The organism is Pseudomonas sp. SED1 (assembly GCF_034044025.1).
GTDB lineage: Bacteria > Pseudomonadota > Gammaproteobacteria > Pseudomonadales > Pseudomonadaceae > Aquipseudomonas.
On record NZ_JAXCIS010000096.1, the window covers coordinates 18,296 to 37,091 of the forward strand.

General features: G+C 60.7%; 17 protein-coding genes. 8 read left to right on the forward strand and 9 right to left on the reverse strand.

Annotated elements, in window-relative coordinates; genetic code table 11:
• Window positions 1-27: 27 nt before the first annotated feature.
• A complete protein-coding gene (locus tag SNL23_RS12900) occupies window positions 28-1,311 on the reverse strand; it encodes an MFS transporter (protein WP_318302414.1) in 1,284 nt (427 codons plus the stop codon).
• A 189-nt stretch (window positions 1,312-1,500) separates the two neighbouring features.
• On the opposite strand from SNL23_RS12900, the gene SNL23_RS12905 reads away from it, so the two are divergent.
• Window positions 1,501-2,919 carry a short-chain fatty acid transporter gene (locus SNL23_RS12905; RefSeq protein ID WP_076014918.1) on the forward strand — a complete coding sequence of 473 codons (1,419 nt, stop codon included), beginning with the start codon at window positions 1,501-1,503 and terminating at the stop codon, window positions 2,917-2,919.
• Between the two features lie 23 nt (window positions 2,920-2,942).
• Here the strand turns inward: SNL23_RS12905 and SNL23_RS12910 are convergent, their stop codons facing one another.
• Window positions 2,943-3,287, reverse strand: a complete 345-nt coding sequence (locus SNL23_RS12910) for a HepT-like ribonuclease domain-containing protein (protein WP_076014917.1) — start codon at window positions 3,285-3,287, stop codon at window positions 2,943-2,945.
• A complete protein-coding gene (locus SNL23_RS12915; RefSeq protein ID WP_076014916.1) occupies window positions 3,284-3,574 on the reverse strand; it encodes a nucleotidyltransferase family protein in 291 nt (96 codons plus the stop codon). The genes SNL23_RS12910 and SNL23_RS12915 overlap by 4 nt, the downstream gene beginning before the upstream one ends.
• Before the next feature lie 158 nt (window positions 3,575-3,732).
• On the opposite strand from SNL23_RS12915, the gene acpA reads away from it, so the two are divergent.
• The 3 genes from acpA (at window position 3,733) to SNL23_RS12930 (ending at window position 7,421) form a co-directional block, all read left to right on the forward strand.
• On the forward strand, window positions 3,733-5,433 hold the full coding sequence (acpA, locus tag SNL23_RS12920) for an acid phosphatase (RefSeq protein WP_076014915.1): 1,701 nt from the start codon (window positions 3,733-3,735) through the stop codon (window positions 5,431-5,433).
• Window positions 5,434-5,555: 122 nt separating this feature from the next.
• On the forward strand, window positions 5,556-6,725 hold the full coding sequence (locus SNL23_RS12925) for a hypothetical protein (RefSeq protein ID WP_318302415.1): 1,170 nt from the start codon (window positions 5,556-5,558) through the stop codon (window positions 6,723-6,725).
• Between the two features lie 171 nt (window positions 6,726-6,896).
• Window positions 6,897-7,421, forward strand: coding sequence for an SET domain-containing protein-lysine N-methyltransferase (locus SNL23_RS12930; protein WP_076014913.1), 525 nt, complete (start codon window positions 6,897-6,899; stop codon window positions 7,419-7,421).
• Here the strand turns inward: SNL23_RS12930 and can are convergent.
• Window positions 7,418-8,062, reverse strand: coding sequence for a carbonate dehydratase (can, locus tag SNL23_RS12935; RefSeq protein ID WP_003214385.1), 645 nt, complete (start codon window positions 8,060-8,062; stop codon window positions 7,418-7,420). The genes SNL23_RS12930 and can overlap by 4 nt on opposite strands.
• A 152-nt stretch (window positions 8,063-8,214) precedes the next feature.
• On the opposite strand from can, the gene SNL23_RS12940 reads away from it, so the two are divergent.
• Window positions 8,215-8,619: a serine kinase/phosphatase gene (locus SNL23_RS12940; RefSeq protein ID WP_318302416.1), complete on the forward strand. Its 405-nt coding sequence runs from the start codon at window positions 8,215-8,217 to the stop codon at window positions 8,617-8,619.
• Window positions 8,620-8,739: 120 nt separating this feature from the next.
• On the opposite strand, the gene rimI is transcribed toward SNL23_RS12940, so the two are convergent.
• Both rimI and SNL23_RS12950 read right to left on the reverse strand, forming a co-directional pair.
• Window positions 8,740-9,192 carry a ribosomal protein S18-alanine N-acetyltransferase gene (rimI, locus tag SNL23_RS12945; protein ID WP_003214382.1) on the reverse strand — a complete coding sequence of 151 codons (453 nt, stop codon included), beginning with the start codon at window positions 9,190-9,192 and terminating at the stop codon, window positions 8,740-8,742.
• Complete coding sequence (locus tag SNL23_RS12950) at window positions 9,185-9,922, reverse strand: energy transducer TonB (RefSeq protein WP_076014911.1); 738 nt, start codon at window positions 9,920-9,922, stop codon at window positions 9,185-9,187. The genes rimI and SNL23_RS12950 overlap by 8 nt, the downstream gene beginning before the upstream one ends.
• A gap of 206 nt (window positions 9,923-10,128) precedes the next feature.
• Here SNL23_RS12950 and mksB point away from each other — a divergent pair, with 206 nt between their 5' ends.
• The 3 genes from mksB to mksF are packed head-to-tail and all read left to right on the forward strand — an operon-like array spanning window position 10,129 to window position 14,955.
• Entirely contained in the window at window positions 10,129-11,421 is a 1,293-nt protein-coding gene (mksB, locus tag SNL23_RS12955) for an Mks condensin complex protein MksB (protein WP_063033185.1), read from the forward strand.
• Complete coding sequence (gene mksE / locus SNL23_RS12960) at window positions 11,411-12,118, forward strand: Mks condensin complex protein MksE (RefSeq protein WP_076014910.1); 708 nt, start codon at window positions 11,411-11,413, stop codon at window positions 12,116-12,118. The genes mksB and mksE overlap by 11 nt, the downstream gene beginning before the upstream one ends.
• The gene (mksF, locus tag SNL23_RS12965; RefSeq protein WP_318302417.1) at window positions 12,115-14,955 is read left to right on the forward strand and encodes an Mks condensin complex protein MksF; all 2,841 of its coding nucleotides are present in this window, start codon (window positions 12,115-12,117) and stop codon (window positions 14,953-14,955) included. Before mksE ends, mksF begins: the two co-directional genes overlap by 4 nt.
• 171 nt (window positions 14,956-15,126) lie before the next feature.
• On the opposite strand, the gene SNL23_RS12970 is transcribed toward mksF, so the two are convergent.
• The 3 genes from SNL23_RS12970 to SNL23_RS12980 are packed head-to-tail and all read right to left on the reverse strand — an operon-like array spanning window position 15,127 to window position 18,692.
• Window positions 15,127-17,430 (reverse strand): PqiB family protein, encoded by a 2,304-nt coding sequence (locus SNL23_RS12970; protein ID WP_076014908.1) that lies wholly within the window; start codon window positions 17,428-17,430, stop codon window positions 15,127-15,129.
• Entirely contained in the window at window positions 17,423-18,046 is a 624-nt protein-coding gene (locus SNL23_RS12975; RefSeq protein ID WP_003214366.1) for a paraquat-inducible protein A, read from the reverse strand. The genes SNL23_RS12970 and SNL23_RS12975 overlap by 8 nt, the downstream gene beginning before the upstream one ends.
• Window positions 18,033-18,692 carry a paraquat-inducible protein A gene (locus SNL23_RS12980; RefSeq protein ID WP_063033189.1) on the reverse strand — a complete coding sequence of 220 codons (660 nt, stop codon included), beginning with the start codon at window positions 18,690-18,692 and terminating at the stop codon, window positions 18,033-18,035. The genes SNL23_RS12975 and SNL23_RS12980 overlap by 14 nt, the downstream gene beginning before the upstream one ends.
• Window positions 18,693-18,796: the final 104 nt, after the last annotated feature.

Below are 18,796 nucleotides of genomic sequence, written 5' to 3' on the forward strand. Positions count from 1 at the left end.
GCGTTCCCACGCAGAGCGTGGGAACGATCAGGTGGGTTGGCGCTTGCCAAAATACGCCGCACTCACTGCACCCACCGCGCCCATCACCACGCAATATCCCACGCAGATCCACGGGCTGGTGGGCATCAGTGCGATCAACATCAGCGGCGTGGTACTCGCCCACAGCGCATACGCAATGTTGCAAGTGAAGGAGATTCCCGACACCCGCACCTGCGCCGGGAACAGGCTGACCATCACCGACGGCACCGCGCCCACCACCCCACAACTCAATCCGGCAATCGCATACGCCGCGCCCAGCCATACGCCGCCGGCAATCAGGCTGGCATACAGCACGGCAATCCCCACCGGCAGCAACAGGCTGTAGACCAACACCGCGCGCCAGGCACCGATGCGGTCCACCAGCAGCCCGGCCAGCACACAACCGATGTTCAGGAACACGATGCCCAGCGCGCTCAAGGCGAAGGTGTGGCTGGGGCTCATGCCGAAGGTTTTCTGCATCATGGTCGGGGTGATGACCACCAGCACCACGACCGCCGAGGTGAGTACGCAGGTGAGGATCATCGCCGGCAGCAGCGCGCTTCGGTGCTCTCGCAAGACGGTACGCAGGGGCAGTTCGGCGCCGGCTTGGCGGCGGGCCTGCATCTGGAGGAATACCGGGGTTTCACTCAGCCAGCGGCGCAACCAGACACCGATCACACCAAACACGCCGCCCAGCAGGAACGGGAAGCGCCAGGCGTAGTCGAGGATTTCTGCCGGGGTGAAGACTTGCGCCAGCAGTGTCGCGGTCAGCGCGCCGAGCAGGTAGCCGAAAGTCAGCCCGGCTTGCAGGAAGCCGAGGGCATAGCCGCGATGGTTATCCGGGGCGTGTTCGGCGACAAACACCCAGGCGCTGGGCACTTCCCCGCCCACCGCCGCGCCCTGGAGGATGCGCAGCGCCAGCAGGATCAACGGCGCGAAATAACCGATTTGTGCATAGGTGGGCATGATCCCGATCAGCAGGCACGGCAGCGCCATCATCAGGATGCTCAGGCTGAACACCCGCTTGCGCCCCAGGTGATCGGCGAAGTGCGCCATCAGGATCCCGCCCAGCGGGCGCGCGAGGTAGCCGGTGACGAAGATGCCGAAGCTTTGCAGCAGACGCAGCCACTCGGGCATTTCCGGCGGGAAGAACAGCTGGCTGAGGGTCAGCGCGAAAAATACGAAGATGATGAAGTCGTAGATTTCCAGGGCCCCGCCCAGGGCGGCCAGGCCCAGGGTTTTGTAGTCGGAGCGGGAGAAACGCTGCGCCTGTGGATAAGAGGTGGCAGTCATGTGAAAGCTCGGCAGACAAACGAAATGGAATGCAGGTTATGAGCTGGGCCGAGTGATGGCAATCACGCTGGATATATTTGCTTTACTCATTGATCAATGAAGATAACTACATTCCCAAATGAATAGCCGTAGAGGAACATGCAGCAAAACTGCCGCCCCCCATAATAAATACAAATAGAGGTACTGAACGTGGCCGATGCTATCGAAGACAGCCGCTACGCCCGATTCGCCCTGCGTTGTTCAAACTTCGCCGAGCGCTGGTTTCCGGACTCCTGGGTGTTTGCCGCCCTCGCCGTGATCATTGTCGCGGTGGCGACCCTGAGCATGGGCGCCGCGCCGACCGAGGCCGCCAAGGCCTTTGGTGACGGTTTCTGGAGTTTGATCCCGTTCACCATGCAAATGGCCTTTGTGGTGATTGGCGGTTACGTGGTCGCCAGCTCCCCTCCCGCCGTGAAACTCATCGACCGCCTGGCGCGCATCCCGAAGAACGGCCGCTCTGCGGTGGCGTGGGTGGCGCTGATTTCGATGGTCGCCTCGTTGCTCAACTGGGGATTGTCCCTGGTGTTCGGCGGTTTGCTGGTGCGTGCACTGGCCCGTCGTACGGATTTGCGCATGGACTATCGCGCGGCCGGTGCTGCGGCCTACCTCGGTCTCGGTGCCGTTTGGGCGCTGGGGCTGTCGTCGTCGGCAGCGCAGTTGCAGGCCAACCCGGCCAGTTTGCCGCCGTCGATTCTGTCGATCACCGGGATGATCCCGTTCACCGACACCATCTTTCTGTGGCAGTCCGGCGTGCTGTTGCTGGCGCTGATCGTGGTCTCGCTGATCATCGCCTACGCCACCGCGCCCGGGCCGAACTCCGCCCGTGACGCCAAGGCCTGCGGTGTCGACCCGGCTTTCAACCTGCCCAAGCCGCAACCGCCGACGCGCCCGGGCGAATGGCTGGAACACAGCCCGTTGCTGACCATCCTGCTGGCGTTGCTGGCGGCCGGGTGGTTGTTCCACGAGTTCTCGACCAAGCCGGCGATCAGCGCAATCTCGGGGCTGAACACCTATAACTTCCTGTTCCTGATGGTCGGTGCCCTACTGCACTGGCGTCCGCGCAGTTTTCTCGATGCAGTGGCCCGTGCGGTACCCACCACCACCGGGGTGCTGATCCAGTTCCCGCTATATGGCTCGATTGCCGCGCTGATGACCGTGGTGAAAGGCAGTGACGGCGCGACCCTGGCGCATCATATTTCGACCTTCTTCACCTCGATTGCGTCCCACGACACCTACGCGCTGTTGATGGGTGTGTACTCGGCGGTGCTGGGCTTCTTTATCCCGTCGGGCGGCGGCAAGTGGATCATCGAGGCGCCGTACGTGATGCAGGTCGCCAATGACCTGGAATATCACCTGGGCTGGGCGGTGCAGATCTACAACGCCGCCGAAGCGCTGCCGAACCTGATCAACCCGTTCTATATGCTGCCGCTACTGGGCGTGCTTGGGTTGAAGGCGCGGGACTTGATCGGCTTTTCGTTCGTGCAGTTGCTGGTGCATACGCCGCTGGTGCTGTTTTTGCTGTGGGCGTTGGGCACGACGCTTAAATATTTACCGCCGGTGATGCCTTAATTTTCCGAAGCTGCACCCGCTCTTCAGGCGGGTGCGGCTGGCAGGTTGCTCAGCAGCTCAGGTAGCGCGTGCTGGACCGTGTCCCATACCACTTCAAGATTTATATCGAAGTAACCATGGGCAATCCGGTTGCGCATCCCTCGCATACTGCGCCAAGGCACCTGCGGTTGGGCAGCTGCAAACTCTGGATGTTGATCCATTATTTTGGTCGACGCTTCGCCGATGATGACCAAACTCATGATCACGGCTTGCTGAGTACGCTTGTCTTCAAAAAACTCAGGCTTGCTCAAACCGTCGACAAAGGTAATCGCGTCAGATGATGCCTGGCGTATGTGCTCCAGGTAATCACCAATACGATTTGACGTCATACAGGCCTGGCCTCTGCCAAGACTTGGGCACGAAACTTCAATGGCAGGTCGCCAGGCGTCAGCAAGTCAACGTTGACCCCCAACAAATCCTCCAACTCAACTTGAAGCCCGCCAAGGTCAAAAAGCGTGGTACCCGGAAGTGCATCAACCAGCAAATCGAGATCGCTGCCCTCTTTGTCGGTACCGAGTAAAACAGAGCCGAATACCCTGGGATTGGAGGTGCGAAAGCGCCCGACCACTTCACGCACGGCCACTCTCTTGAGATCAAGGGCGGTTGAAGGTTTCATGATTCACCTCGATGCATGCAATATCGTGCCAGTCTAGCAGTGCTTGGGATGGGTAAACATGCTGGCGTCATCCCACTTGTGTCTTCCATCCGTCACAATCCGCTGATACCGTTTCCGCGAAACATATTGCAACAACTATCCAGTAGGGATCCCCAGTAATGAGTGACGAGCACCAAGATCGCCCTTCTTCCGATAATGCTGAAAAGCCGCCAATAGACACTAGCCGTCGGCGTTTTCTGGGTGGTGCGGCGGTACTGGGGGTCGGAGCCACCCTGAGCGCCTGCGGCGGCACAGCTGAGCAGCCGGGCCCGCCGGTCGACCGCGAACTGACTCCTGCAGAACTGGACAAGGCCCTGCACGACAACGTGAAAAACGTAGTGGTGATCTACGGCGAGAACCGCAGCTTCAACAATCTTTTTGCCGACTTCCCCGGCGTGGAGAGCCCGCTCTCCGCGCTCAAGCCCGCCGACTACCAGCAACACGACCGTGACGGCAGCCTGCTGGACACCTTGCCTGAAGTGTGGGGCGGCGTGACCCAGTTGGGCCCGCAGACCATCGACGGGGTGATCTACCCCAGCGCCTCCCAATATCAGCAACACCTGCCCAACGCGCCTTTCGCGTTGAAAGGCCCGGACGGTGAAGACCTGCCGCTGGCCCTGGTCACCCGCGACCTGTGGCACGTGTTCTATCAAAACCAGATGCAGATCAACGGCGGCAAGAACGACCGTTTCGTCGCCTGGGCCGACTCGGGCGCGCTGACCTTCGGCCATTACCCGCAAACCCGCTATTCCCTGCGCCTGTGGGATGTGGCCAGGGAATTTGTGCTGTGCGACAACTTCTTCCAGGGCGCCTTTGGCGGGTCGTACCTCAACCACCAGTACTTGATCAGCGCCCAGGTGCCGTTTTACCCGGACGCCGCCAACTCGGTGGCCAAGTCGCAGATCGCTACGCTGCAAAGCGATGACCCGACCGACACACGCCTCAAGCCGCTGGACAAATCCCCGGCCAGCGCGATGACCGGCCCGCCGCAATTCGGTCCGAGCGCATTGACCCCGGATGGCTATGCGGTGAACACCATGGCGCCGCCCTACTGGCCCACCTGGATCCGCGACCCGGAACGCCCGGACTACGCCAAGCCGGACCTGCCCAGCGTACTGGTGCCACAATCCCACGAGCACATCGGCGACAAGCTGTCGAAGAAGAACGTCGACTGGGCTTGGTACGGCGGCGCGTGGCAGGCGACGATTGATGAGCACAAAGATTCGGTAGCGATTCCGAAGATCCCGAGCTTTCAGTACCACCACCAGCCGTTCAACTACTTCAAGCAGCAAGGTCCGGAAAACCCGGTAGAGCGCAAGAAACGCCTGCGCGATGGTGGCCTGGGCGACGACCCGAGCACCAACCACTTCATGGCCGACGCCCAGGCCGGCACGCTGCCGGCGGTGAGTTTCTACAAACCCCAGGGCAACCTGAACATGCACGCCGGTTACGCCGATGTGGCTTCGGGCGACCGGCATATCACCCGTACGTTGAAGATGCTGCAGGAAAGCCCGCAGTGGAAAAACATGGTGGTGATCATCACCGTCGACGAGAACGGCGGCTGGTGGGACCACGTGGCACCGCCAAAAGGCGACCGCTGGGGCCCGGGCACGCGCATTCCGGCGCTGGTGATTTCACCGTTCGCACGCAAGCGCACGGTGGACCATACGGTGTATGACACGGCGTCGATCCTGCGCCTGATCACCCGGGTGTTCCAGCTGGAGAAACTCGATGGCATCAAGCTGCGGGACGAATCGATGGTCGCACGTGGCCAGAAACCTATGGGTGACCTGACCAACGCGCTGCACTTCAAGGTGTAGACGCTCTTGCTCAAAAGCGACAAGCGCGCAGTTTTTCTACGCGCTTTTCCCGGTCAACCGCTACTGTGTGAGGGTGGGCATTCACCCCGCGCAGACGGGCTTTCGCTGACAGGGAACCATCCATGTTTAAACTCACCAGGTTGTCCTTCACCCTGGCCGCACTGACCTTGAGTGCGGTCGTACACGCTGACGTCACCGTACCGCTGGGTACCCCGCAACGGGTCACCCAGCTGTTCGCGTACCCGAACAATTGCAACGTCATCTGCTTTCGTCCCTGGACGCTGGAGCAGACCGTCGAGCACTACCTGAACCAAAGCCTGCAACGAGACGGTTACAGCCGAGGCAAAGTCAGCGTAAAAACCGAGCATGACCAGGTGCTTGCCACCTTCAGCGGCGTACCGGACGGTTATGGCCAGCCGCTGACCACCTTGCTCGACACCGCCGACCTGGCTTACCAGGGCGCCAGCAAACTCAATGGCGATGGCAAGTGGCAGTTCAACTGGTACCTGTTCCTGCCGCTGGGCATGGCCCTGGAAAACCGCAAGAGCATCGAACTGCTGCACTTCCCGCCGGATTACTCACTGACCCACTTCCAGGACTACCTGGAGTCGGCCACCACCGACCGCTGGGCGACCCTGCTCACGGCCAACGGCATCCCGGCAACCCAGACGCCGGAATACCAGACCATCATCGATATCGCCCCGATCGCCGCCCCCGCCACCGCGGGCAAGGACCTGGAAGGCGTGTACGGTTACTTCTCCGACTACCAGACGCGCATGGTCAAGGAGCTGAGCCTGCACGCGGGCGGCGCACTGCCGATGGTGGCCTTCGGGGCGCCAGTGCGCAGCTGGATCAAGCAGCAATACGGGCAAACCGTAGGTGTGTTGGGCCTGGCGCAGATCAGTCCGGTCGATGGCAGCAAGGTCGCCGTGCTGGGGGCCAATCACCCGAGCTACATCTGGTACGCCGCCAACCCCGACACTTATGACGGTGACGAGCAAAAGGCCGATGAGGCCGGTTTGAAGGTGATGGGCCAGGATTTGAGCGCCGCCTGCTGGCAGGCCTCCATGGGCCAGAAACCCGCCAGCGATCCGAATGTGCAGCTCAAGGGCTGCATGAACACCTGGCAGGTAACACGCAAGGAGCAGACCTGCGAACTGTTCTACACATCGATCCGCGAACTGACGCCCGAACAAGCGAACGCCAAGTGCGCCCAACCGGCGATCAAAACTCAGCTAAGGCAATTGAAGGGCACAGTGCCAGCATCGTCGGTTGATGCACCGGCGCTTTGACACAAGCTGCAAGGAGGGCGTTTTCGTACAGAAAAAATAGCCGATTTCTACTGTCAGATTTGACAGTAGAAATCGGCTCCCGCTTAGGCGAGGCTTGAGCCGTGCCCATCCGCTGCAAGACTGGCAGTCCAGACACCCTCGGCAGGTCGATGCAGCCCCTCTTGGAGAGTCATGAAAACTCAAGCCATGGATCAGGCTAAAACCGTTGTGAGTGACTGTCTTTACCCGTTTGCGTCCGTGCTCGCCGAACACGCCTACCCCCGCGCCCGCGACTACGAAGTGGTGCGTGCCCGGGACGGCTCAGGCGATGGCATCAAGACCCGCGTCGCCTTTGACAGCCGTCTGTGCATCGCCAAGGTGTCCGGCTATGCCCTGAGTGAGCGGCGCCTGCATACGGTGCAGATATCCTCGCGAATCCACTTGTACGACCCGTGGTTCAGCGGTCTGCTGTCGCACTCGTGCAACCCGAACGTGTTTCTCGACATGACGTACCTGGAACTGTGGTCCGTTCAGCCAGTGCCCGCAGGCGCCCTGCTGACCATGGATTACGCCCACACCGAGGAAGTGTTGTTCCGACAGTTTCGCTGCCAATGTGGCGAACTCAACTGCCGGGGATGGATCACCGGCATGAACGAGCCGCTGAACACCGAGGGTCAACAGTTCATGGAGCAGTGGCGCAAACGCAAAAGCCCTTAAACCGCACCCAGCGGGCGCAGGCGGTATTGCGGCGGTAACTGCTCGAAACCACTGATGGTGGTGTTCAGGCTTTTCCAGCGACCGTCCTTGATCCCGTAGATACAGCCGTGAACCGACAGGCTCTGCCCGCGGTGCCAGGCGTTTTGCACAATGCTGGTGTGCCCGACGTTGGCCACTTGCTGGATCACGTTCAGCTCGCACAGGCGGTCTACGCGTTCCTCTTCCGTAGGCAACTGGGCCAGCACGTCGCGGTTTTCGTAGTACAGGTCACGGATGGTGCGCAGCCAGCCGTCGATCAGGCCCAACTGGTTGTCCTGCATCGAGGCGCGCACACCGCCACAGCCATAGTGGCCAGTGACCAGGATATGTTTGACCTTGAGCACGTCGACCGCGTACTGGATCACCGACAGGCAATTGAGGTCGGTGTGCAGCACCACGTTAGCCACGTTGCGATGCACAAACAGGTCGCCAGGCAGCATGCCGACGATCTCGTTGGCCGGTACGCGGGCGTCGGAACAGCCGATCCACAGGTATTCCGGGGTTTGCTGGCGGGCGAGCTTGGCGAAGAATTCGGGATCTTCCTGTTTGATCGCATCCGCCCAGCGTTCGTTGTTATCAAGCAGGTCTTGTAGTTCGTTCATCAGGGAAAGCCTCAGGAATGATGCGCAGCTTTGACAGACGACCGCCCATCCGGGTCACGCCGGAAATTAAAGATAGCCGGCGGGCAATTACTTGAATCTTGGGGAGCCATGCCTGTCCACACACTATAAGCCCCACAGTATGAGGAATCGCCATGACTGATTCACGACGTCCTTTCGGCGCCACCCAACCCGAGCCGATTGATGATAACGAAGACCGCATGGGTTCGATGCACGAACTGAATTTTGACGAGGAAGAGCCGACGGCGGAGATCGGCGACGAGATTCCACCTCGCGAACGCGAGCATCTGATGCCCGACGAACGGGTGCGCGAAGCCGGGATGACTGGGGCCTCCACCGCTGATCATGAATCAACCGATGATGACATGAGCCCGGAAACGCTGATCCGCGAAGATGGTGCGCGGGATGCGCGGGAAGAAGGTGAAGATGGACAGGCCGATTGGGACCTGAGCATCGTCGATGAAGACGAGATTGGCGGCGGCAATGGCCTGGATGAGGCCGAGCTGGCCGATATCGATCCAGTAGACGGCAACCGCTGACACTCTGCTGAACTAAATGTGTGTGCGGGCTTGCTCGCGAATACGGTGTGTCAGTCAATACATCTGGCGACTGAACCACCGCCTTCGCGAGCAAGCCCGTTCCCACATTAGGCCCTGTGTTTAGTCGACCAGGGTGCAGGCCATCACGACCGCATCTTCACGACCACCGACGGCGGGGTAATAGTCCCGCCGGCGGCCAATTTCGTTGAAACCGTAACGCTCATACAGCCGGAACGCGCCGGTATTGCTGTCGCGCACTTCCAGGAAACATTCCCGCGCCTTGGCCTCGTAGGCCCGGGACATCAGATGTTCCAACAGGCTCAAACCCAGGCCACGACCCTGGTTTTCCGGCTTGACGGTGATGTTCAGCAAATGCGCTTCATCGAGGATGATCTGCACCACCCCGTGGCCCACCTGCTGCTCACCTTCGAACATCAGCCAGATCTGGTACTTGCCCAGCCCATCGAGAAAAATCCCGCGGGTCCAGGGGTGGCTGAACGCTGCGTATTCGATCTTCAGTACAGCGTCGAGGTCCGCCTCGGTCATCGGGCGGAAGGATAAAGCTTCACTCATCGGTACTTTTCCAGCGCGCCATCAGCCGGCGCATGGCTTGCCAGACATCAGCCTTACGCTGTGGCTCTTCCATTAATAGTTCCAGGCCCGGCAAGGCCCAGACGGAGCCCAGACCTTCGACCTGCAGTTCGCGGTACCAGGCCTCGGCGTCGGCCTCGCCGGCAAAACGCACGGCGGGCAGGCCGATCAGCCACAGGCATACGCAGGGTTCGTCTTCCAGCCGTGCCGAGACGAAACCTTGCACAAAATCCCGCGCGGCTTCCGGCCCCTGGTCCATGGTGCCCCGAGCCAGCAGCGGCCAGCGTACCGGCTCGCCGACGATTTGCGGGCTGTCGGGCAGGCCGGCGGCGCGCAACATGTCCTTGAGCAGCAGATAGGCCGGGTCACGGGTCTGGAAGCGCTCGCCGGTCGGCAACTCCACCAGCAACAGGCAACGCCCGGCCCGCAGCAGTTGCAGGGCAAAGCGCGGCGGCGGCACGACCGGGGCCTTGGCCACGGCAGGCGCGTCCTCGGCGACGACCGGCTTGGCAACCGGCGACGGGCGGGGGACTTCGACCTTTGGCCGAACCACCGGGGTTTCAGCCACAGGCTTGACCAGCGGCACGGGCGCCGCCGCCTCCTCACCCGAAGGCTCGAAAGCCTCGAACGGTTCCGGGGCCTCCAGCAGCTCGGGCCGCGAGGGTGCGGCGAACGGTAATTCAGTGCGCGGCAGCCAGTTGACCACCTGCATGGCGGTCAAGTAAGCGCGACGTCGGGACTCGATAAGCAAAGGTCGGCCACTTGTGGATAACTAAAGAACGGGGATTCTACCGCCCTTCGACGAAGATCGCCCGCAGTTGATCGTGCAAGTGGGTGCCTCACGACCGGCTGTGGATAAATCCCACCCCCGATGCAGTACAATCGCTGCTTTTAATCGCTAACCAGCCGGCCATTCCGATGATCGAACCCAAGCGCGTCTTGCGCGCCCTCGCCGAACACTGGGCCCTGCTTGAGCCACTGTGCGAACACTTCGACCAAGGCACTCTGAGCCTCAGCGAACTGCGCGCCCAACTGGCCGCCCAACAACTGGACAGCACGCCACAGGACATCACCAGCCTGCTGGACGTGTGGATTCGCCTGGATATCCTGGTGCCTGTCGCCAAGAGCCCGAACCGTTTCGAGCTCAATGCGCAGATCCACGACTTCCTGGCTTATCTTCGCAAGGAGCACCGGCTAGGCCTGTGCCTGGAAATCGAAGCCTACCTGCGCCACCTTGAGCGCCTGGCGGGTTATATCCAGGACGCCTTCGACATCCGTGATGGCCATGACCTGGCGCGCCAATTGCGCCTGCTGGACATGCGCGTGCGCGATGTGCTGAAAAAACTCGCCAACGACGAACAAGCCCTCGCGGCCGTGGCCGACCGCGCCAAGACCAGCGACCGGCAGATCCCGTTGCGCCAGCGCTACGCCGAAGTCCTCGCGACCTGGGACGAATACGTCGAACCGATGATTCAACTGGTGAATGCCGACGGCGCCTTCGAACAAGGCGTGCGCAAGGTCGAGAACGTGCTGTTGCGCATGCTTACCGAACAGCAGCGCCTCGGCCACCTGGTGGACGACGACATGCTGCTGCGCACCCACGCGCGCATCCTCGAAATGCAGACCAGCGCCCAGCTGACCTTGCGTCACGCCCGCGAACTGCTGCTGCCGCTGCGTGAAGAAGCGCGCCGGCACAACGCCGTGACCCGTGGCGCGGCGCTGGCCTTGTCAGCGATTCGCCGCAAGGGCCTGGACGCGGTGCCGCAAGCGGCGATGCCGATGTTCACCCGGCCGCAAAGCACCTTCCTTGGCAGTGCCAGCCAGGTCGAAGCCTACGTGTACGCCCTGGCCAATTTCGAGCCGAAACCGGCGCGTTTTCCCAAGGCGCACAAGTCCCACAAGGGCGAAGCCCCTCGCGCACCGCGCACGGTCAAGGAGATGCTCGAACGCTGCGAAGACGCGCTGCCGATGCCCGACCTGATGACCTGGCTGCTGGAGCAGGAACCGGACGGCGCAACCGACGAGTTGCTGTACTGGTTCTCACGCCTCTCGCGGGAGAAACGCTTCAAGCGCGAACGTCTGGAACGACGGGATTACCACACTCACGAGCACCAGGTCAGCCTGCGCTCATTCGCCCTGCTCCCGGCCACGCCTGACTCTGCCGAGAATTCTGCGAGCATTGCTTATGTAAGGACTTCGCATGCAACTTGATCTATCCGAACTGTCCCAGTTGGCGCCGATCTTTCGCGAGCTGTTCAAGGGTTACCACGTCAGCCGGCGCGACCCGGAGCTGTACGCCCAACTGTCGAACTTCCAGGACCAGTACCGCACGCTGTTCAAGGCCCTGGGCTTTGAGCTGGTGTGCGACACACGCGGCTTCTACTACTTCGTACCGGACTCCGCCGTGGCCGCCGCGCAGGTCAACAAGACCGCCCAACGCCTGGCGTTGTTCACCTTCATCATCGTCGAACACCTGGCCGACCAGGGCCGCGACCCGATCGCTGTGCTTGACGGTGGCAGCCTGGGCCGAGATGAGCTGCCGTCGTTGCTGGAAAAGTACCGCGACCTGTTTATCCAGGCTGAAGTGACAACCGTTGAGGAACTGGAAGAAAAAATCATGCGCCGCATGACCCAGCTCGGTTTTGCCAGTGAAGAGAACGGTATCTACCGCTTCCTGCCGCCGATGCACCGCTTCCTCGATGTGTGTCTCTCGGTGCAGCAAGACCGTGACCTCGCCGCGAGTATCCACAGCGTGTTGCCATTGCCGGCCCCGGTGATCATCGACGAAGACAGCGATGAAAAACTGCTGAAGACCGATGACCCGCTGGACTTGAGTGACTTCGCAGAAGAAAGCGAAGAAGACGCCATGGCCCGTGCCATTGCCGAAGAACAGGAGACCGACGCATGAGCAAGGAACGCTACGGCATTCGCCGCTTCGCCCTTTTGAACACTGCCGGTTACAGCCTGGGTTTGTTCCCGCTGGAAGAGCCCTTGTCGGTGTATGGCGCGAACAACCTCGGTAAATCAGCGTCGATCAACGCCTTGCAGTTCCCGATTCTGGCGCGCATGTCGGACATGAGTTTCGGCAAGTACACCCTGGAGCAATCCCGGCGTTTCTACTTTGCTACCGACACCAGCTACATCCTGGTGGAAGTGGCCCTGCCCCATGGCCCGCACGTGATCGGCGTGGTCGGTCGCGGCCCGGGCGGTGGTTTCGGTCACCAGTTCTTTGCCTATGCGGGCAAGCTGGACCTGGCTCACTACCAGAAGAACGACACCTGCCTGCGCCAGAAAGAGCTGTTCACCAACCTTGAGCGTGAAGGCCTGAAGGCCTACGAGCTGAAGCCGGATGAACTGCGGCGTTTGCTGGTGGGCGGCCACACGTCGATCCCGCTGGACCTGACCCTGATTCCGCTGCGCTCCACCAGCGAGCAGAGCCTGAAGACCTTCCGGGCGCTGTTTATCAACTTGCTGCACATGCGGGAAATTACCGCGGCCAAGTTGAAGCAGCTGTTCCTGGATGCCTTCGAACACAGCCTGCGTTCCGGCAGTGTCGATTACATCGCGGCGTGTGAAGAAGCCTTCCGTGATGTACGACGCATGGAGCAGGACTACAACTCATTGGTAGCCGCCGGGCCGCTGGTGGAAGCGCTGTCCAATGGCGTGAAACAGCGGGAAATCCTGCGGGGCAAACTGCATCGCCTGTCGCCGCTGCTGGATTCGTTGTTGGGCACTTGGTCGGACTACGCCAGTGCGCGCAAGGAAGAGCTGACGATCCAGGCCGAGCATTACCGCAACGAGCAAGACGCTCTGCAGAACGACCAGCGCGGCGGCACTCAGGAGCTGATGCGCCTGGAGCGGGAAATCAGCGGCATTCAGCGCTGGCTCGGTGAACTGTCGGTGCTCAAGCATCGCTTCGCCCTGGTGGATGACGTCAAGGTGCTGGAGCAGCAACTGCTGGCGGCCAAGGATGCTCACGATGAATTGGCCGGGGCCTTGGCGCAGTCGCGTCAGTTCAGTGCCGAGGATCTGGACGAGCGTCTGCGGGACCTGGAAAAACGCCTGAAGTCGGTGAAGCAACAACTCGATCACGCCGACAACAACAGCTACGCCAAGCTGCGGGAAGAATTCTCGCAACAGGATGTCGAGCGTCTGATGCGCTTGTTCAACAGTTCGCTGTTCAGCTTGCCGCTGGGTGAGCATGGCATCACCCTGGACGAGGAAGGCCTGTGGGTGAAATCCCTGGAGCAGATCCTCGACGGCTTCAAGGGCGAGCGTTTTGAAGTGCCGGGGTTGGCCATCGATATCTCGCATATCGAGCCGCCGGCATTGCAGGCCTTGGCTGACCGCGCTGCATTGCGTGACCAGAAAGAGCGTCTGGAAAAAGAACTCAAGCAACTGAAAACCCAGCACGCCGTGGCGTCTGACCGCGCGGCGAGCAAGACCCAGACTGAAGCGCTGTACCAACAGGTATTGGACGCGCAAAAGGCGCTGGAAGATTTCCGCCGCTCGCAAACCCTGAGCGCAGAAGAAGGCGAGAAGCTGGAAAGCCTGGCGCAGATGGAAGCGGCCCAGGACGAGTTGAAGCGTTCCAGCGATGCGTTTACCGAACGCGTCCAACAACTGTCGGCCAAGCTGCAACTGGTAGGCCGCCAGATTGGTGATATGGAAGCCAAGCAGCGCACGCTGGATGACGCGTTGCGTCGTCGCCAGCTGCTGCCGGCGGACTTGCCGTTTGGTACGCCGTTCATGGACCCGGTCGACGACTCCATGGAAAACCTGCTGCCACTGCTTAATGACTATCAGGACAGTTGGCAGGGTTTGCTGCGGGCTGACGGCCAGATCGACGCGCTGTATGCACAGGTTCGCCTCAAGGGCGTGGCCAAGTTCGACAGTGAAGACGATATGGAGCGCCGCCTGCACCTGCTGATCAACGCTTACGCGCACCGTACCGATGAAGCCCTGACGTTGGGCAAGGCACGGCGTGCGGCGGTCACCGATATCGCGCGCACCTTGCGCAATATCCGCAGCGACTACGACAGCCTTGAGCACCAGTTGGCGTTGTTCAACCGCGAGATCAACAAGCGCCAGGTGTCCAACCTGCAGAGCTTCCGCATCGTGCTCGCGCCGAACAAGGAAGCCCTCAAGCATATCGACCAGATCATCCACAGTGCCGGTCAGTATGAAGAAGGCGAAACCCTGTCGGTATTCGACCTGAGCCAGAGCGCCGAGCAGGACAACAAGAACGAGGAAGCCAAGGAATACCTCGCGCGCCTGGTGGCGGCCAACCATAACCAGTTGGGCCTCAAGGACTTGTTCGAATTGGCGTTCGAGATCACCAAGGTCAACGGTCAGCCGATCATTCACACCGACATTGATGGCGCCGCCTCCAACGGCACCACCATGACCATCAAGGCGCTGACCAACATGTACTTGTTGCTGCACTTGATGGACCGCGACCAGGCCGGGCGCGTGCGCTTGCCTTACTACCTCGACGAGGCGGCGGATATCGATGAGAAGAACCAGGCGGCGTTGCTGGAAACCAGCTTGCAACTGGGCTTCGTGCCGATTCTGGCCAGTGTGAAGCCGCAGGTGTCCGCCCAGGTGGCGATTGACCTGGAAGGCGGCAGCGGGCCGAACGGGATCTACATTGATGAGGCGGATTGGAAGTACATTCGTCGTCACGATGTGGTGAAGGCGACGGTGAATGTGCAGGCGGATGAGCCGGAGTTGGATGAGGTTTAATCAACTGCGCTGAAATGCAAAAAGGCCGCGATCTTTTGGATCGCGGCCTTTTTTTGGTGTTTTTGAGGGCCTCTTCGCGAGCAAGCCCGCTCCCACATTCAATCGGGTTCCTTCAGGGGGGAACTGGGTCAAATGTGGGAGCGGGCTTGCTCGCGAAGGCCGCGCCTCGGTCTATTTGCCGAGTGGGATTTTAGGGGCCCAGGTCAGCCATTCGTCTTCGAACTTGTCGAACAGCGGGAAGGTTTGCTGGGGCCGAGCAGCATTACCCATGCGTTCGCCGTCTGGCGTGGCAAAGGCGATTCCGCCGGCGACCAGGGTCTCCAGGGATTCGGTGCGTACCGTCGCGCCTTTGAACAGGCCGAAGTCGAGACCGAAACCGCTGGTGTTCCAGAACCGGCTGCCACTGCGCACCAGCGGCGCGTACTTGGGCTCGATCAGGATGTGGACCAGCACGCGGTCGGCGGTCTGGCCCAACTCGTAGCCTGTGACCTTGCCTACCGTAACTTCTCGATAGGTCACCGGCACACCTTCCTTCAGCGAACCACGACGCGCAGCGCTGAGCACCAGGCTCAAGCCCGCTTCCTGATGGACAGCTTCCGGCGGTTGGTCGAGGGCAACGAAGCTCTTTTGCGGGCCGGCGTTTTTCACCGCTGGCTGCACTTCGATGTACTGACCGGTGACCAGGGTTTCCAGGTTCGACGTTTTCATCAGCCCGAGTTCAGGCTTGACCACCCAGAACTGACTGCCGGCCCGGGCGATGCGATCGGCCACTTGAGTGATGCGCGCGCTGAGCAGGACCGATTGCATGTCGGCACTCAAGTCGACGCTTTCGATCTTGCCGACGTCGAGGCCTTTGAAGCGTACCGGCGTACCGGGACGCAGGCCGTCGGCGCGGTCGACCTTGATGGTCACCAGCGTGCCGTGCTGGTTGGCGGCTTCGCGGTCCGGGAACAAACGGAAACGCGGGATGCGCTTTTTCAGCGGTACATTCGGCTCCGGGGTTTCGAAGGCGATACCGCCCGCCATCAGGCTGGCCAGGGATTCACTCTTCACCTGGATGCCGCCGGTGAGTCCGCCGGTCAGGGTCACGCCGCTGGCATTCCAGAATCGGGTAGAGCCGTTGACCAGGCCTTCATATTCTTTGTCGATGTGGACGCCGATCACCAGTTGCTTGTTCTTGCGGGAGAACTGGTAGCTCTGTACGGAACCGACCTTGACCTGCTTGTAGAGGATCGGGCTACCGACGTCCAGGGAACCGAGGTTGTCGGTGAACAGCACCATGTGCAGGCCGGGGGAACGCAGGTCCAGTGGCGGCGCCTTGGCCCGGGCGACGTACTCCCGTTGTGGGGCGCTGCCCTTGTCGCCGGGACGAATGGCTATGTAGTTACCTTTGACCAAGGCTTCCAGGCCGGTGATGCCTGCCAGGGAGATGGAGGGTTTGACCACCCAGAATTGGGTGTCCTGGACGAGGTAGTCTTCAGCCAGTGGATCGAGGGTCAACTCGGCATTGGCGCTGGAGAGGTCCGGGTCGATCTTCAGGGTTTTCAGGCTACCGACCTGGATGCCTTTGTACATCACGGGTGTGCGACCCGCCTGGAGGCCTTCGAAGTCGGTGAGTTTAATCTTGACCTTGATGCCCGCCGCGGCGGCGTCGAAATCTTCGTACAGTCGGAACGGCAGGCTTGGATCCGTCGGTGGGCTGTCCTTGCGGTTCTCTGGCGTGGCGAAGGCGATACCGCCGGCAACGATGCTGGCCAGGGATTCACTGCGGACTTTTACGCCGGAAAGGTTCGCGTCGATGCTGATGCCGCTGGCGTTCCAGAAACGCGTGTGTTTGCGCACCAGGCTGGCATAGGTCGGTTCGATGTAGACCTTGATTTCAACGGTGGTCTGGTCTTCGGAGAGCAGGTAGCTTTTGACTTGGCCGACCTGGATCTGCTTATAGAACACCGGGCTGCCGCGGTTCAGCGAGCCGAGGCGATCGGCTTTGATCGTCAGGTGCAGGCCGGGCTTGGCGTCGGATAACGGGGGTTCTTCGGACAGGGCCTTGAACTTGCGTGTCGGCTCACCATCGCCCGGGCTGGCGGCGATGTAGTTACCCGATACCAGGGTTTCCAGGCCGGTGATCCCGGCCAGGCTGACGCTCGGCTTTACCAACCAGAAGCGGGTGTTGGTCTTGAGGTATTGCTCCACATCCTTGTTCATCTCGATGGTGGCAATCACCCCGCGATTGTTACCTTCGTCATCCAGGGCGAGGGTTTTCACCTTACCCACGGACATGCCTTTGTAGACCACTTCGGTCTTGTTGGCCTGGATGCCTTCGCCGCTTTCAAAGCGAACCTGAATCTCGATACCTTGTTGGTTATAGGCACGCCATCCGAGCCAGCCGCCGATAATCAGGGCAATCAGGGGTAGCACCCAAATGGCCGACCAGTTGGAAGCTGGGCGGGTTTTAGCCTTAGGCAAATCACTCATGGTCGTCGTCCGACTCCGTGTTATCCCAAATCAGTCGGGGATCGAAAGTTACTGCGGCAAGCATCGTCAAGATCACCACACTGGCGAACGCTACGGCACCGAGATTGGCCTCGACACTGGCAAGTCGCCCAAAGTTTACGACCGCCACCAGGATGGCAATCACGAAGATATCCAGCATGGACCAGCGGCCAATGAACTCGATAAAGCGGTACATGATAATGCGTTGTTGCGCGGAAAGTGGTTGGTGACGTTGCACCGAGAACAGTAACAAGCCGATGCCCACCAGCTTGAAGGTGGGCACCAGGATGCTGGCGATGAACACTACAGCGGCGATCGGGAACATACCGTGCTGCATCAACTGGATCACGCCGGACATGATGGTGCTCGGATCGCCTTGGCCCAGGGAGCTGACGGTCATGATCGGCAGCAGGTTGGCCGGGATGTACAAGATGGCTGCCGTGATCAGCAGCGCCCAGGTGCGCGTCAGGCTGTTCGGACGACGGGCGTGGACCAGCGCACCGCAACGGGTGCAGGTTTGCTCATCGGTGTCCGGGTCTTGTTTGTTTAGTTCATGGCATTCGGTACAGATCAGAATGCCCGCATCAATCGCCCGCATGAGCATCCTCTCCTGACAGCGCTTCCCAGATCTGGTGAGGTGACATGACCACCTCCAGCAGTATCTGGACCATTAACAGACTTACGAAGCAGGCCAGGCCCAGCCCAACAGTGATGGTGGCCATGTCGGCCAGTTTTACGATCGCCACCAGCACGCCCATCAGGTAAACCTCGAGCATCCCCCAGTCTTTCAGATGGTGGTAGATGCGATAAAACAGTAGGCCGTAGCTGCGGCCGATGTTCCAGCGGATGCTCAGCAATACCGCCAGTTGGCACAGGAGCTTGAGCAACGGAATGCCCATGCTGCAGAGGAACACCACCACGGCGACGCCTTGCATACCGGTGTCGAACAGACCAACCACGCCGGTCCATACGGTGTCCTGCGAGGACTGCCCGAGTAGATTGAGCTGCATGATGGGTAAAAAGTTCGCGGGGACGTACAACAGCAGCGCGGCAATCACTAACGCCAGGCTTCGTTCAACGACGTTGTGGCGGTGAGCGTACAGCTCGTAGCCGCAGCGTGGGCATTGGGCCTTTTCACCGCGGGCAAGCTCCGGCTTGCGCATCAACAAGTCGCACTCATGGCATGCCACGAGTTCGTCCAGCGGTAAGTCTGACACCTCGAGGGCATCAACCGGGTCGGGCATATAGGGCTCGGACTCTAAAAAAGGTTAGGTGCCTATTCTAGTGTTCTGGTTCAGAAATAACTGTGCAAATTTGTCGGGGTGCGGCTGTATATCGAGCATGTCGG